The sequence below is a fragment of the Candidatus Terasakiella magnetica genome, assembly GCF_900093605.1.
In the GTDB taxonomy this organism is placed as follows: Bacteria; Pseudomonadota; Alphaproteobacteria; order Rhodospirillales; family Terasakiellaceae; genus Terasakiella; species Terasakiella magnetica.
Genome location: NZ_FLYE01000003.1, coordinates 119,883 through 132,341 on the forward strand (window position 1 = coordinate 119,883; position 12,459 = coordinate 132,341).

The 12,459-nt window shown below is 46.9% G+C and carries 11 protein-coding genes, 1 tRNA gene and 2 pseudogenes; 9 read left to right on the forward strand and 5 right to left on the reverse strand.

Translation table 11 applies throughout. From position 1 onward, the window contains the following. Nucleotides 1-22 precede the first annotated feature (22 nt). From gpmI to MTBPR1_RS04630, 5 genes are read left to right on the forward strand one after another with little or no spacing between them, the layout of a single operon-like run. Entirely contained in the window at nt 23-1,585 is a 1,563-nt protein-coding gene (gene gpmI / locus MTBPR1_RS04610; protein ID WP_069186391.1) for a 2,3-bisphosphoglycerate-independent phosphoglycerate mutase, read from the forward strand. Further along, complete coding sequence (locus MTBPR1_RS04615; RefSeq protein WP_069186392.1) at nt 1,572-2,807, forward strand: murein hydrolase activator EnvC family protein; 1,236 nt, start codon at nt 1,572-1,574, stop codon at nt 2,805-2,807. The genes gpmI and MTBPR1_RS04615 overlap by 14 nt, the downstream gene beginning before the upstream one ends. Further along, nucleotides 2,804-4,120, forward strand: a complete 1,317-nt coding sequence (locus tag MTBPR1_RS04620; RefSeq protein WP_069186393.1) for a S41 family peptidase — start codon at nt 2,804-2,806, stop codon at nt 4,118-4,120. The genes MTBPR1_RS04615 and MTBPR1_RS04620 overlap by 4 nt, the downstream gene beginning before the upstream one ends. A 15-nt stretch (nt 4,121-4,135) precedes the next feature. Next, nucleotides 4,136-5,584, forward strand: coding sequence for a divergent polysaccharide deacetylase family protein (locus tag MTBPR1_RS04625; protein ID WP_069186394.1), 1,449 nt, complete (start codon nt 4,136-4,138; stop codon nt 5,582-5,584). A gap of 6 nt (nt 5,585-5,590) precedes the next feature. Beyond that, complete coding sequence (locus MTBPR1_RS04630; protein WP_069186395.1) at nt 5,591-6,064, forward strand: RNA pyrophosphohydrolase; 474 nt, start codon at nt 5,591-5,593, stop codon at nt 6,062-6,064. Here the strand turns inward: MTBPR1_RS04630 and MTBPR1_RS04635 are convergent. Next, nucleotides 6,056-6,262 carry a hypothetical protein gene (locus tag MTBPR1_RS04635; RefSeq protein ID WP_069186396.1) on the reverse strand — a complete coding sequence of 69 codons (207 nt, stop codon included), beginning with the start codon at nt 6,260-6,262 and terminating at the stop codon, nt 6,056-6,058. The two genes, MTBPR1_RS04630 and MTBPR1_RS04635, sit on opposite strands and share 9 nt — an antisense overlap. A 62-nt stretch (nt 6,263-6,324) precedes the next feature. Here MTBPR1_RS04635 and MTBPR1_RS04640 point away from each other — a divergent pair, with 62 nt between their 5' ends. Further along, the gene (locus MTBPR1_RS04640) at nt 6,325-6,969 is read left to right on the forward strand and encodes an NnrU family protein (RefSeq protein WP_069186397.1); all 645 of its coding nucleotides are present in this window, start codon (nt 6,325-6,327) and stop codon (nt 6,967-6,969) included. Here MTBPR1_RS04640 and MTBPR1_RS04645 read toward each other — a convergent pair. The 3 genes from MTBPR1_RS04645 to MTBPR1_RS04655 form a co-directional block, all read right to left on the reverse strand. After that, the gene (locus tag MTBPR1_RS04645; RefSeq protein WP_069186398.1) at nt 6,957-8,033 is read right to left on the reverse strand and encodes a PQQ-dependent sugar dehydrogenase; all 1,077 of its coding nucleotides are present in this window, start codon (nt 8,031-8,033) and stop codon (nt 6,957-6,959) included. The genes MTBPR1_RS04640 and MTBPR1_RS04645 overlap by 13 nt on opposite strands. 44 nt (nt 8,034-8,077) lie before the next feature. Then, nucleotides 8,078-8,575: a xanthine phosphoribosyltransferase gene (gene gpt, locus MTBPR1_RS04650; protein ID WP_069186399.1), complete on the reverse strand. Its 498-nt coding sequence runs from the start codon at nt 8,573-8,575 to the stop codon at nt 8,078-8,080. 128 nt (nt 8,576-8,703) lie between these two features. Then, entirely contained in the window at nt 8,704-9,867 is a 1,164-nt protein-coding gene (locus MTBPR1_RS04655) for a hypothetical protein (RefSeq protein WP_069186400.1), read from the reverse strand. A gap of 316 nt (nt 9,868-10,183) precedes the next feature. On the opposite strand from MTBPR1_RS04655, the gene MTBPR1_RS04660 reads away from it, so the two are divergent. After that, nucleotides 10,184-10,260: transfer RNA gene (locus tag MTBPR1_RS04660), tRNA-Arg, on the forward strand. Nucleotides 10,261-10,398: 138 nt separating this feature from the next. Further along, the gene (locus MTBPR1_RS18355) at nt 10,399-11,595 is read left to right on the forward strand and encodes a DUF6538 domain-containing protein (RefSeq protein WP_069186401.1); all 1,197 of its coding nucleotides are present in this window, start codon (nt 10,399-10,401) and stop codon (nt 11,593-11,595) included. Here MTBPR1_RS18355 and MTBPR1_RS17725 read toward each other — a convergent pair. Continuing rightward, a pseudogene (locus tag MTBPR1_RS17725) lies at nt 11,563-11,994 on the reverse strand (transposase); the annotation flags it as partial. The gene MTBPR1_RS18355 and the pseudogene MTBPR1_RS17725 overlap by 33 nt on opposite strands. Before the next feature lie 276 nt (nt 11,995-12,270). On the opposite strand from MTBPR1_RS17725, the pseudogene MTBPR1_RS18270 reads away from it, so the two are divergent. After that, nucleotides 12,271-12,459 (forward strand): annotated as a pseudogene (locus MTBPR1_RS18270) (transposase); the annotation flags it as partial.

Genomic DNA, 12,459 nt, shown 5'->3' on the forward strand with positions numbered 1-12,459 from the left:
AACCTTGAGACCCTAAAGCGCTATGACCAACATTAAAGCTGCCCGCCCAACGATCCTTTGTATTCTTGATGGTTGGGGAGAGAGAACAGAACAAGCAGACAATGCGATTGCGATTGCCCAAACACCAACGTGGGACCGTTTGTATCAGGACTGTCCAACAACACGTCTGGATGCTTGTGCTGAAAAAGTTGGTCTGCCCAGTGGTCAGATGGGGAATTCTGAAGTCGGTCATATGAATTTGGGTGCGGGCCGTGTGGTTATGCAAAACCTTCCGCGCATTGATAAAGCAGTGGCTGATGATGCGCTGGGGGATACCCAGGCCATGACCGATTTGGTCACTTCCTTGAAGAAAACGGGTGGAGCGTGTCACCTTATGGGCTTGATGTCGCCCGGTGGTGTGCATTCTTCCCAAGACCATATGGTTGCCTTGGCAAAGACGCTGGATGAGCAAGGTGTTGAAGTGCATCTTCATGCCTTTTTAGATGGGCGTGATACTCCACCGAGCAGCGCCAAAGAGTTTGTTGCCAAGTTTGAAGATGATATTTCCAACTGTAAGAATGTGAAAATCTCAACGATTTCAGGGCGTTTTTATGCCATGGATCGCGATGAACGTTGGGAACGTGTCTCTAGTGCTTATGAGGTGATGACCCAAGGCAAAGGCGAGCAGGCTGAAACTGCTTTAAACGCGATTACCCAGTCCTATGATAAGGGTGAAACCGATGAATTTGTTTTGCCCACAGCCATTAACGGTTTTGATGGGATGCAAGATGGTGATGCGCTTTTGATGGCAAATTTCCGGGCAGATCGTGCCCGTGAAATTTTGGCGGCACTAGCGGACTCTTCATTTGATGGGTTTGAACGTTCCAAGGTTGTTTCATTTGCGGCAACAACGGGCATGGTGGAATATTCAAGCCACCATAATACATTTATGAGTGCTTTGTTTCCGGCACAAAAGCTGAGCAATATTTTGGGCCAAGTTGTTTCAGAAGCGGGCATGACCCAGTTACGTATTGCAGAAACAGAAAAATATGCCCATGTGACTTTCTTTTTAAATGGCGGGGAAGAAAAAGTCTTTGAAGGTGAAGACCGTATTTTGGTTCCTTCACCCAAAGTGGCGACTTATGACCTTCAGCCAGAAATGTCTGCACCGGAGCTGACTGATAAACTGGTGGGGGCCATTGAGGCTGAAAAATATGACCTCATTGTTGTGAATTATGCCAATGGCGATATGGTCGGTCACACAGGTGTACTTGACGCCGCAGTCAGTGCAGCCCAAACGGTTGATGGGTGTCTGGCACGTCTTGAAAAAGCGATTGAAAAGACAGGCGCGACCATGTTGATCACGGCTGATCATGGCAATGCGGAAATGATGAAAGATCACCAAACAGGCCAAGCCCATACCGCCCATACACTTAATCCGGTTCCGGTTGTTTTGGTCAATGCCCCTGAGGGAGTAAATGATCTGGAAGACGGTTCATTAGCTGATGTGGCGCCGACCTTATTGCAGTTGATGGGGCTTGCCCAACCCGCTGAGATGAGTGGACGCACATTGATTAAAGGTGCAGGACTTCGTGCAGCACAATAAGCTTTTTCATAAATTTGTCTTGGTCTGCGCACTCTTTCTTTGGGGTGTGCAGCAAGAAGGTGTTGCGCAAAGCCAAACAGATGAGCTGCAACAAATTGAAAAAGATATTCAAAAGCAAAAGCAACAAAGTAACCAGCTGAAAAGCAAATCGGAAAGCTTGAAAAAAGAAGCGGTTGCTTTGCGTGCAGAACTTATTGCCTTGTCGCAATCTGTTCAACAACGCGAAGCCAACGTCACGCGCCTTGAAGATTCGCTTGCCATTATCAAGCTGGATGAAAATCAAGCCCGTCTTGCGCTGGAAGAACGCCACGGGCAATCGGTTGAAACTTTGATGGCGCTGCAACGTTTGGCGCTTAACCCACCAGAAGCCATTATTGCCTTGCCCCAACCGCCTGCCGATATGGTGCGCAGTGCGATTTTGCTGCGCTCCATTGTGCCGCAAATTCAAGAACAGGCCACGGTTTTGCGCCGCGAAGTCACGCTTTACGCCCAAAAACGCAAACAGTTGGAAGTGCAAAAAGAACAGCTCAGCCTTGCCAATGTGAATTTGGATGATGAACGCAGGCGCTTAAATGCCCTGATTTCTGAGAAAAAGAAACTCAGCAAACGCTTTTTAACAAAAAGCCGCAACGCCCAAAAACGCATCGCATCTTTGAGTAAAAAAGCCAAATCCCTGCGCAGCCTGATTGATAAGATCAATCGTGAGAAAAAGGCCCAAGCCGCACGGGTAAAAAAAGCCAAACCTGCGAGTCGTGATGTTAGGCAAGAACGGGATGTGGAAATCGTTTTGGGCAAGCCGCCAAGTGGCAAACCCATTGCTAAAGCTAAGGGTAAATTATCTCGCCCGGCATCGGGCAAGCTCGTGATGAAATTTGGCCAGCGTGAAAAATTAGGCGGTAAACACAAGGGTGTGAGCTTTAAAACACGCCGTGGTGCACAGATTGTTGCCACATATGATGGACAAATTGCCTTTGCAGGGCCTTTTCGTGGCTATAAACAGCTGTTAATCATTGATCATGGCGGTGGATATCATACACTACTGACTGGGATGGATCGCATTGATGTGTCTGTGGGGCAATGGCTTTTAAGCGGTGAGCCTGTAGGCATCATGTCGCAAAGCAGATCAGGGCGTGATACTCTCTATTTCGAACTGCGCAAAAATGGCGCACCAATTAATCCGTCGTCTTGGATGAGACGACAAAACGCAAGGGCGCGAGGATGACCATTCGATTTTCCAAGGCGGTAGCTTTTCTGGTGAGTTTCCTTTTCATTGCACCTTCTTTCGCAGAAGAGGCAAAACAGGAAGATCCGGCAAAAACCTATCAACTGCTCAATCTCTTTAGTGAGGTTTTTGAAAAGGTACGTAGTGATTACGTTGAAGAAAAGACCGATCAGGAAATTATCGAAGCCGCGATCCAAGGGATGCTTAGCTCGCTTGACCCGCATTCAAGCTTTTTAAATGCAGATCATTTTAAAGATATGCAGGTCCAGACCAAAGGCCAGTTTGGTGGTCTTGGTATTCAGGTTTCCATGGACCCAAGCGGTTTGATCAAGGTGATTTCACCTATTGATGACACGCCTGCCTATAAAGCAGGGATGAAAGCGGGTGATTTGATCAGCCATCTTGATGGTGAAGGTGTCAGTGGCCTGACGTTGAGCCAAGCGGTTGATAAAATGCGCGGGCCAGTAGGGGCTGACATTACCATGACGGTGCGTCGCAATGGCGAAAAGCCCTTTGATGTGACCATCACACGTGCTGTCATTAAGGTGCCAAGTGTGCGCAATCGTATGGAAGGCGATATCGGTTATATCCGCATCACCAGCTTTACAGAACAAACCGAGCGCGGCCTGAAAAAAGCCATTGATAAATTCAATAAAGAAAAGGGTGATCGCTTAAAAGGGATCGTTCTTGATTTGCGCAATAACCCGGGTGGTTTGCTTGATCAGGCCATTGCGGTTTCTGATGCCTTCTTAAGCCGTGGTGAAATTGTTTCAACGCGTTCGCGCCGCAGCGAAGATATCCAGCGTTATAACGCCCGTCCCGGTGATCTGGCCGATGGGCTACCGGTCGTTGTGTTGATCAACGGCGGCTCGGCTTCTGCTTCTGAAATTGTGGCCGGTGCCTTGCAAGACCATGCCCGTGCTTTGATCTTAGGCACACGTTCCTTTGGTAAAGGGTCTGTTCAAACGATCTTGCCACTGGGTGTGCATGGGGCCATGCGTTTAACAACAGCGCGTTATTATACGCCAAGTGGACATTCAATTCAGGGCGTTGGGATTGATCCTGACATCAAGGTTGAGATTGCCAAGATTGAAAAAATCGGCGTAGGTGTTGGTACGCGTGAAGCTGATCTTCGTGGCTCATTGAAAAATACCGATGAAGATGCAAAACAGCGCAAAGACAAGGCTGATGAAGAACGCAACGGTAAGAAAGAGGACGTGAAAAAGCAGGAAGATTACCAGCTTAGTCGCGCCCTTGATCTGATTGAAGGTATTTCGCTTTATTCAGAAATGCCAAGAAATACAGAAGAATAATCAAAGGTAAGTAAGATGGCTGAAGACGATCTTGACGACACTCTTGATGATGTGGATATGGACGATGCTCCAAGTGGGGAAAGTGGTGTCCCTTCACCCACAGACATGGCAGATGACGATGATGATTTCGACTTCGGCGATGATGACTTTGATTATGATGGTGAAGGGGGCTCTAAATCAAAGTTCGATTTTAAAGCCCTTCTTCAGGATAAGAAAAAACTCGCCATTTTTGGCGGGGTCGGGCTTGTTCTTCTCGGCGCTATTGGCGGTGGGGCCTTCTGGTTCTTATCGGGTGATGATGAAGAAGACGTTGCTGAAGAAAGTGGTGCTAAGGTAAGCGCTGGTGTTGGCGGTGCGGTTGGCATGGCGCTTAATAGTGTGGCGACTTCGGGTTTGACACCGCAATCAAAACTCACAGCTGGTTCTAAGCTGACAGCGGGCAGTAAATTAACTGCGGGTGCTGGCAAATTGAGCGCAGGCGGGGGCAAACTCACTGCTGGTGGTGCAGCCATGGTTGCCAGTCAAGTCAGTGGTGGCATGGGGGGGTATGACCCTGAAAATAAACAAAACCCGCTTTCAACAGCTGCGGTTGGTGATGTAGGTATTAATATCCCCGCTGTTTTACCGCGCGCGGTTGCCAGCCTTGGGGGGGTAAAAGCGCCTCAGCCGATGGCCCAAGGCGTTGATAAAGATTTGATGGAAGTGACCCAAAATGGGTTGATCCCGGCTGTTTCAAAAGATGGTCGAGAGGCTTGGAAAACATATGCACGCCCCTTTGCAGGCCAACCCAAGGACCCTGTTGTTGGGCTTGTGGTCACGGGTTTGGGGTTGAGCAAAAGCTTAACAGAAGCTGCGATTAACCATCTGCCTCATGATGTCACATTGTCTTTTAGTGCCTATGGTAAAGGGATTAAGGCGTGGGTTGAACAGGCACGCGCAATGGGCCATGAGGTGCTTTTGGAACTCCCCTTAGAATCTGATAGTTTCCCAGCCGATGATCCGGGGCCCATGTCTATGTTGACGACAAAAAGTGCCACTGAAAACTTAAAGCTTTTAAACCTATTGATGGGAACGGCCCAAGGCTATGTAGGCTTTGTTGGGCAATATGGCTCTAGGTTTTTGCGCGATCGCAAATCGGTTTCTCCTGTTTTAGGTGAAATTAAAACACGTGGTCTATTTTATATGGACCCGCGCAGTGTAGATGGTGGCGTCGGTTTGGAAATGGCGGATGAAATGCAGCTTGCACGCGCTGTTTCAGATATGACTATCAAGACGGATGCGAGTATGACAAAAATCCGCGCTCAACTTGAAACGGTGGCAACCATGGCGAAAAATCGGGGCGCATCTGCTGCTCTTATTCGCGCAACACCCAATAGTATTAAAACGATTAAGGCATGGGCGGGGGCCTTAAGTGGGGTGAAAATTGCACCCATGACCAGCTTGGCGGGACGTCAGAAGTCTTAAAATACCATGGTGAAAAAAGAGAAGAAAAAACGCCCTTATCGCCCCTGTGTGGGGATTTGTCTCTTTAATGAAAAGGGACAGGTTTTTGTGGCTGAACGTATCGATACCCCCGGTGCATGGCAGATGCCCCAAGGCGGTATAGATAAAGGTGAAGACCCCCATGATGCGGCCTTGCGCGAACTAGAAGAAGAAATCGGCACCAATAAGGCGGATTATCTGGCGCGCACAGATGATTGGCTGGCCTATGACCTGCCGGATCATTTGGTGGGGAAGGTCTGGAAAGGGAAATATCGCGGGCAAAAACAAATCTGGTTTGCATTTCGTTTTACAGGTGAGGATCGCGAGATCAATATTGACACCAAACATCCAGAATTTGCCCGTTGGCAATGGGTGGAACTGGAGGAAATTGTGGACCTGATCGTGCCGTTTAAGCGTGATATCTATGTGGAAATCGTCAACCAGTTTAAAGGTTTAGTTTAACTGGTCTGGTGTGGGAAGATTTTCAATATCGCTTGGCACGCCAAGGGGATCAACTTCGACACGTTCAGCAATCATATCGCAGGCATCAGCATTGGTGAGCATTTGTTCTTGAAGCTCAGGGTTTTGTTCACCCACAGCACGAAAGAAGTTAGACGCCGCGCGTAACAGTTTGGCAGCAAGCTCAGCATTATTAGCCATAATATTTCCTTTTTTTATATCTATTGCTAACCTAAACAGCTTAAAGGCACTTTGCAAAGATTATGTCTGACCTTCTTCTTGCCATTGCCGTGTTCATCGCGGCCCATATTATTCCGTCTTATCGCCCTTTGCGCCAAGGCTTGGTAGAGATGATGGGCGAGAAGCTTTTCATGTCGATCTACGGCATTATCAGTCTTGCGCTGTTCATCTGGCTCTTACAAAGCTATCTTGCTGCACCTTATCAGGAACTCTGGGTGATCCAGTCTTGGATGCGCCATGTGGTTCTTTTTGTCATGTTTTGGGTTTGCCTTTTACTTGTCTGTACGTTCTCCCAGCCCAATCCTTTTTCCCTTGGGCTTGGGGCAAAAGGGTTTGATCAACAACATCCGGGTATTGTGGGTTTGACCAAACACCCCGCTTTTGTGGCTTTTGCCTTATGGGCTTTTGTCCATATTTTGCCCAATGGCGATGTGGCGTCGGTTTTATTTTTTGCGTTAATGGGGGCTTTAAGCCTTTATGGACCGATGTCTTTAAATGCAAAACGAAAAGCGCGCATGGGGCAAGAAGAATGGCACCGACTTGAAGCAGAAGTCGCAAAAAGCTGGCCTAAAATTGGTCTGCGTCGTTGGTTGGTGGCTGCTGTTTTATATGCAGGACTGGTCTTGGCCCATGAACCTGTCATCGGCGTTATGCCTTATTCTTGGTAATCCACACTATAAACCCGCCCGCGTGCATCATCACTAATCAGCATACGCCCATCGGCCCATTGGGTTATATCAACAGGACGACCCGTCACATCACCATTTTTGCCAAGCCAGCCTGTGAGAAAGTTTTCTTCTCTTAAGACCTGTAGCTTTTCATCAAAGGGCAGGAAAGAAATTTGATAGCCAACGGGATCGCGACGATTCCAGGATCCATGTTGGGCCACAAAAACACCGTTTTGATAGCGCTTGGGAAAACGTTTTGCCTGATAAAAATGCACACCCAAGGGGGCCACATGGGCTTGGAATTTATGAAGTGGGGGGCGATTGGCTGGAAGGCGATGGTTTTTAAACTCATCTGTTCTTGCAAGACCACCACCATAATAGGGATAGCCAAAATGAAGCCCGCCGATTTGCGCACGGTTTAACTCATCAGGAGGCACATCATCGCCCATATGATCAGCTCCATTATCGGTGAAGATCAAGTCTCCATTATGGGGGTCAAAGTCAAACCCAACCGAATTGCGCACCCCTTTTGCAAAAATGACGGGAACCCAACTGTCTGTTTCAAAACGCACAATTGTGCCTTCTAATCCTTTAAGCGCGCAGATATTACAAGGCGCACCAATGCTGACATAAAGCCCGCCATCAGGGCCGAACTTGGCATAGCGCCAGCCATGCCAGCGTTTATCGGGAAAGTTTTCATAAAGAATCTCAGGCTCAGGCCATTGTGTGGGAAGGTGGCGCCCCACTTTAAAACGCACGAGGCGATGTTGTTCAGCCACATAAAGGTAGCCATTCTTCCAAGCAAGGCCGTTGGGTACTTTCAGGTTATCACTTAACAGGCGCGTGCTTTCTGCCTGACCATTTTGGTCCTGATCAAGGATGGCATAAAGCGAACGCCCGCGTGAACCCACAAAGAGCACGCCAAGCTCTGGCGCAGGGGCCAATGAGCGCGCGCCGGGAATTTCAGCAAATATAGTGAGGCTAAAACCTGCGGGCAGTGTGATGTCTGCATGGGCTTTAGTGATAAAGACAAAGAAAGACAGAATGAAAATCAAATGTTTCATTCTGTCAGTATAGGTCAAAAATGTGTGAGTTGCAGCTTTGTTGTTTAGTCGTTTTTGGCAACAATCGGTTTGCTATATTGCAACTGGGTATCCCAGGGGAAGAAAACCCATGTTTCCTGTTTTACTTCTTTAACGAAGCTATCGACCAGGGGGCGGCCTTCTGGTTTGGCATAAAGGGTGACAAAATAGGCTTTGGGCATCATTTCGCGCACTGCTTTTGCCGTGGTGCCAGTATCAACAAGGTCGTCAATCATCAGCCAGCCTTCACCGTCGCCTGCCATGGTTGCTTCTTTCATGACATTAACCGAACCAGAAAGTTCAGCCGCATTATCGCGGTAGGCTTCAACACAAACGGTTTCGATCAATTTGATGCCAAGCTCGCGCGCCATGATGGCGGCGGGGATCAGACCGCCACGGGTGATGGCGATAATGCCTTTGAATTGATCCCTCTTGGAAAGTTCACGTGCAAGAACACGTGTGTCTTTATGGACTTCTGCCCAAGAAACAACTTCAGAAACAATATCATCATCTAAGGAGGTCATGACTTTCCCTTTGTCTTATATACATAATCAATCCCTTCTAATAACTTGAACGACTGGTCAAGTCAAAGAAGATAAAAAAAACCGGCTCATATTTCTATGAACCGGCTTTTAAAATATGGTCTTTATTCTTAACGAAGGTAAAGATGAACTTCGTTAGATGTGGCCGTGCGGCTTGTGCTTGCACCCAAACCAACGCGGCTTGGTGGCAGGCCCATTTCTGTCAGGCTTTGAAGAACCTGCTCAGCTTGGCGACGTGCCTGTGTTTTACCCAGTGACTGCTGACCCGTAGAAACACGCTCAGGTGAAACAGCAACCAGTTCAAACATCGCATCTGGGCGACGATCAAGAACTTGGCTTACCGTTGTGTAAAGCGCTTGCTGATAATTCACTTTGTTGCGATCAAAACGGATAACAACAAGGGGACGACGGTTTGCTGGTACGGCTGTACGCTGGAAGCTTGGGCGTGTCACGCTTGAGGTGATGCCTGTGTTTACAGCTGACATACGGTTAGATAGGGAAGCCCCGTAAATTTCGCCGGCTTTTACGCCTGCGGCCAAAGCATTCAGATTGGCACGTTCTGCCGCGACATAGTTTGTCTGGCGACGTACATCTTCTGTGACTTCTTTAAGAAGGCGCTCAATCAGAACAACGGTTTGGTTGACTTCATCTTGCAAGATGGCCAACTGACGGTGATCTTCATCAACTGCACCGCTTAAGCCGAATGTGGAATGAACTGATTCCAGCATATAAGCCGACATGGCAGAATCTTCAGCGACCTTTTGTGTCAGCGAGCTCATTTGTGCAATGTCACTGCTGATACGATCCAGATCGGATAAAGAACTGTTGAACTGTTGGACCAAAATTGGGTTGCCCGGTGTGGTGCCAACTTGAAGGCGCGCGTTAATCGCAGCGACAGTTCCGTGGTAACGTTGAGAATCCTGGATTGTTTTCCCACGCAAATTCTGCAATTCGGTATTGTGAACGCGGATTTGCTCAATCAGTTGTGCAAGCTCGCCGCGCATACTTGCGACTTTCTTACCAACGAATGTTCCGGTTACGTCCCCTTGCGTAACTGGTGCGGGTTCGAAATTTGTTGTACCGAGGACGGGTTGACCCGCGCTGGCAACGGTTTGATTAGCAGCAGCACTTGCTCCTGCCTGTTCAGACGTAGCAGTGTTTTCTGCCGGGTCTTCCCCTGTCAGGGAAGGCCACAGTGCTTCTTCTGTGAAGGAGCATGCAGACAACGTGAGTGCGGTGATAACAATCCCTGCCTTTGACCACTTAAGAACCATAGTGTACGGCTACCTTTATTTTTTAAGTCCCGAATTCAGCCCATTATTAAGCCGAACTCTATGATTTGTTGTTTCCCCTGAGGTCTAAGCCTTGGTTTCCCCAGATAAATGCGAGCAAATCTTACCCCAAAGCAAGTCCTTGGGACAAGGGCGTATTTATGTTTTTTTATGATCTTATAGCGATATTTTCATGTTTCTGTATTTTTTTTGAAAAAAACGTCGTTTTCCTCTTGACCGATGGCAATCATATCGCTACTTTCCGCGCCACCCACTAAGGGGCCAACGTTCAAGACTATCTGAACGGAGGATAAAGTAAGCGCCCATAGCTCAACTGGATAGAGTACCTGACTACGAATCAGGCGGTTGGAGGTTCGACTCCTTCTGGGCGCGCCATTTTCAAAGCCTCAAGGTTAACGCCTTGGGGCTTTGTTCTTTTGTACAATATGTTTCAAAAGTCAATATTTAAGCGACTTGCCCACGATTGTTTTACTCACGGTTTATAGAATCCTCTACCTCGTGGAGCGTTTTCTTATGGTGTCAGTAGACCAGACAGTAGACCATTTTCCTCATTACACATTCATCAAGAATGGTGTTTTCTATTTCTCTCGGCGTGTTCCGACAGATTTACTGCATCATTATCAACGCAATCGAGTCGTGATGACGTTACGCACGAAAATGAAACGTGTGGCGATAAGCAGAGCAAAAAAGATTGCATTGAAGCTTGAGGAATACTGGTCCCAGTTACGCTGGGATAATGGCGACATTCCTGCGGCACAACTTTTAAAGCCGTTAAATAGATCAGTACCAAGTGAGTCTGTTAAAGAACCTGTAGCTACAATCACTTTGAATGACGCAAAAGATTTATATCTGAAGTTAAAAGGTCAGGGTAAAAACAAAACCTTCAATCAAACAACGAACCGATCTGTCGCTTACGTGATTGAGTTACTGGGTAACAAACCCATTTGCTCTTACAAAAAAGCCGATGCCAATAAGTTCCGAGATCATTTGATTGCTAAGAAATTAACCATTGGCAGCGTTAAGCGTATCGTGAGTGTGGTCAGGTCTGTAATCAACTTCGCCATATCTGAAACTGGACTTGAAACTGTTAATTCATTCAATGGGTTATATTACGGCTCAAAAAACGATGTTCAAAAAAGAGAACCTGTTCCAGACCATATCCGTATTCAGCTTCAAAGGAAGTGTGTTGAATTGAATGATCAGCCACGATGGTTGATTGCATTGATTTCTGATACTGGCATGAGATTAAGAGAAGCTGTCGGCTTACATGTTACAGACATCCATCTTAATGAGAAAATCCCATATGTGCATGTCCGTCCACATGATTGGAGAGGATTGAAGACGCAGAGTAGTGATAGAAGAATACCTTTATATGGTGCTTCATTGTGGGCAGCGCATCAAATCGTAGCTCATTCAAAAAACTATGCTTTTTCTAAATATTGCGACGGCAAAGTATGTAATTCAAACTCAGCAAGTGGTGCTTTGAATAAATGGATGTCAGGTCAGATTAATGGAAAATATGTTATCCATGGTTTCCGACATGGATTGCGTGACCGACTGAGAAAAGTAGAATGCCCGTTTGATATTGCTGACCAGATAGGTGGGTGGAAAACAAATGGTGTTGGTCAAGGCTATGGGAATGGTTATCCATTATCAGTGTTGGCAAAATGGATGAACACCATCAATAGCGACACTGGCAACGGCAAATAAATTTAACTGCTGACATAGACCAACAAACTGAGAGTAAACTTTACGGATGGCTTTGCCGTTGTCTTTGCGAAAGTTAGCAATCGTTTTGTGATCAGGGACTAAGCGTCCCATTAGCCACATCATTTCCACATTCCGTCCTGCCTAGCGTTCTAGACGGCGACTTGATTGGATGCGCTTAAGGTAACCATAAATATAAAGCTTTAGTAAAATCGAGGGATGATAACTCGGTCTGCCAGTTGCTAGAGGTTCAACGCGATGAAAACCTAAATTGTTCAAATCAAGTTCATCTACAAACACGTCCACGATGCGTACTGGATTGTCCGTGCCAACATAATCATCCAATCGCTCGGGGAATAATGTACTCTGATTACGGTCTTCACCTTCAATAAAAGGCTTCATATGAACCTTTTATCAATTGGATGATAAGATTCTAACATATCTCACGTTTTTACACAGCCTGAGTCAAACTCAGCTGTTCCAGTTGTTTTGAAAGATGTCTGCTACACTATAAGAAGCGGACATAAATGGTAATATGGTCTGTTCATTCAACGAAAGCGGACTTGACTACAAAGCTTTCTAACTACTGTTCTTAGCCGAGGCTGTTGAAAAACTCTTTGATCCCAAGATCTCATTGTGATTCACTATTATTAGGTGATTTGATCTGGGAGAGGCGCGATGTTAGGTGCACAGGTTGGGCAGCAAGACAGACTGTTTTACAAGTTTAATCTTGAAGACGTTGTTCCTAAAGATCACCTGGTACGCAAATTAGATGCAGTGCTTGATTTAAGCTGGTTGCGTTCGGAACTTTCTCCTTTCTACAAGTCATACAGGGCGTCCCTCAATTGATCCTGGACTTATGATCAG

Excerpts from the sequence above, each read along its gene's own strand:
- gpmI (WP_069186391.1), top strand. The coding sequence starts at position 23 with ATGACCAACATTAAAGCTGCCCGCCCAACGATCCTTTGTATTCTTGAT.
- MTBPR1_RS04620 (WP_069186393.1), top strand. The coding sequence starts at position 2,804 with ATGACCATTCGATTTTCCAAGGCGGTAGCTTTTCTGGTGAGTTTCCTT.
- MTBPR1_RS04625 (WP_069186394.1), top strand. The coding sequence starts at position 4,136 with ATGGCTGAAGACGATCTTGACGACACTCTTGATGATGTGGATATGGAC.
- MTBPR1_RS04630 (WP_069186395.1), top strand. The coding sequence starts at position 5,591 with ATGGTGAAAAAAGAGAAGAAAAAACGCCCTTATCGCCCCTGTGTGGGG.
- MTBPR1_RS04635 (WP_069186396.1), bottom strand. The coding sequence starts at position 6,262 with ATGGCTAATAATGCTGAGCTTGCTGCCAAACTGTTACGCGCGGCGTCT.
- MTBPR1_RS04640 (WP_069186397.1), top strand. The coding sequence starts at position 6,325 with ATGTCTGACCTTCTTCTTGCCATTGCCGTGTTCATCGCGGCCCATATT.
- MTBPR1_RS04645 (WP_069186398.1), bottom strand. The coding sequence starts at position 8,033 with ATGAAACATTTGATTTTCATTCTGTCTTTCTTTGTCTTTATCACTAAA.
- gpt (WP_069186399.1), bottom strand. The coding sequence starts at position 8,575 with ATGACCTCCTTAGATGATGATATTGTTTCTGAAGTTGTTTCTTGGGCA.
- MTBPR1_RS04655 (WP_069186400.1), bottom strand. The coding sequence starts at position 9,867 with ATGGTTCTTAAGTGGTCAAAGGCAGGGATTGTTATCACCGCACTCACG.
- MTBPR1_RS18355 (WP_069186401.1), top strand. The coding sequence starts at position 10,399 with ATGGTGTCAGTAGACCAGACAGTAGACCATTTTCCTCATTACACATTC.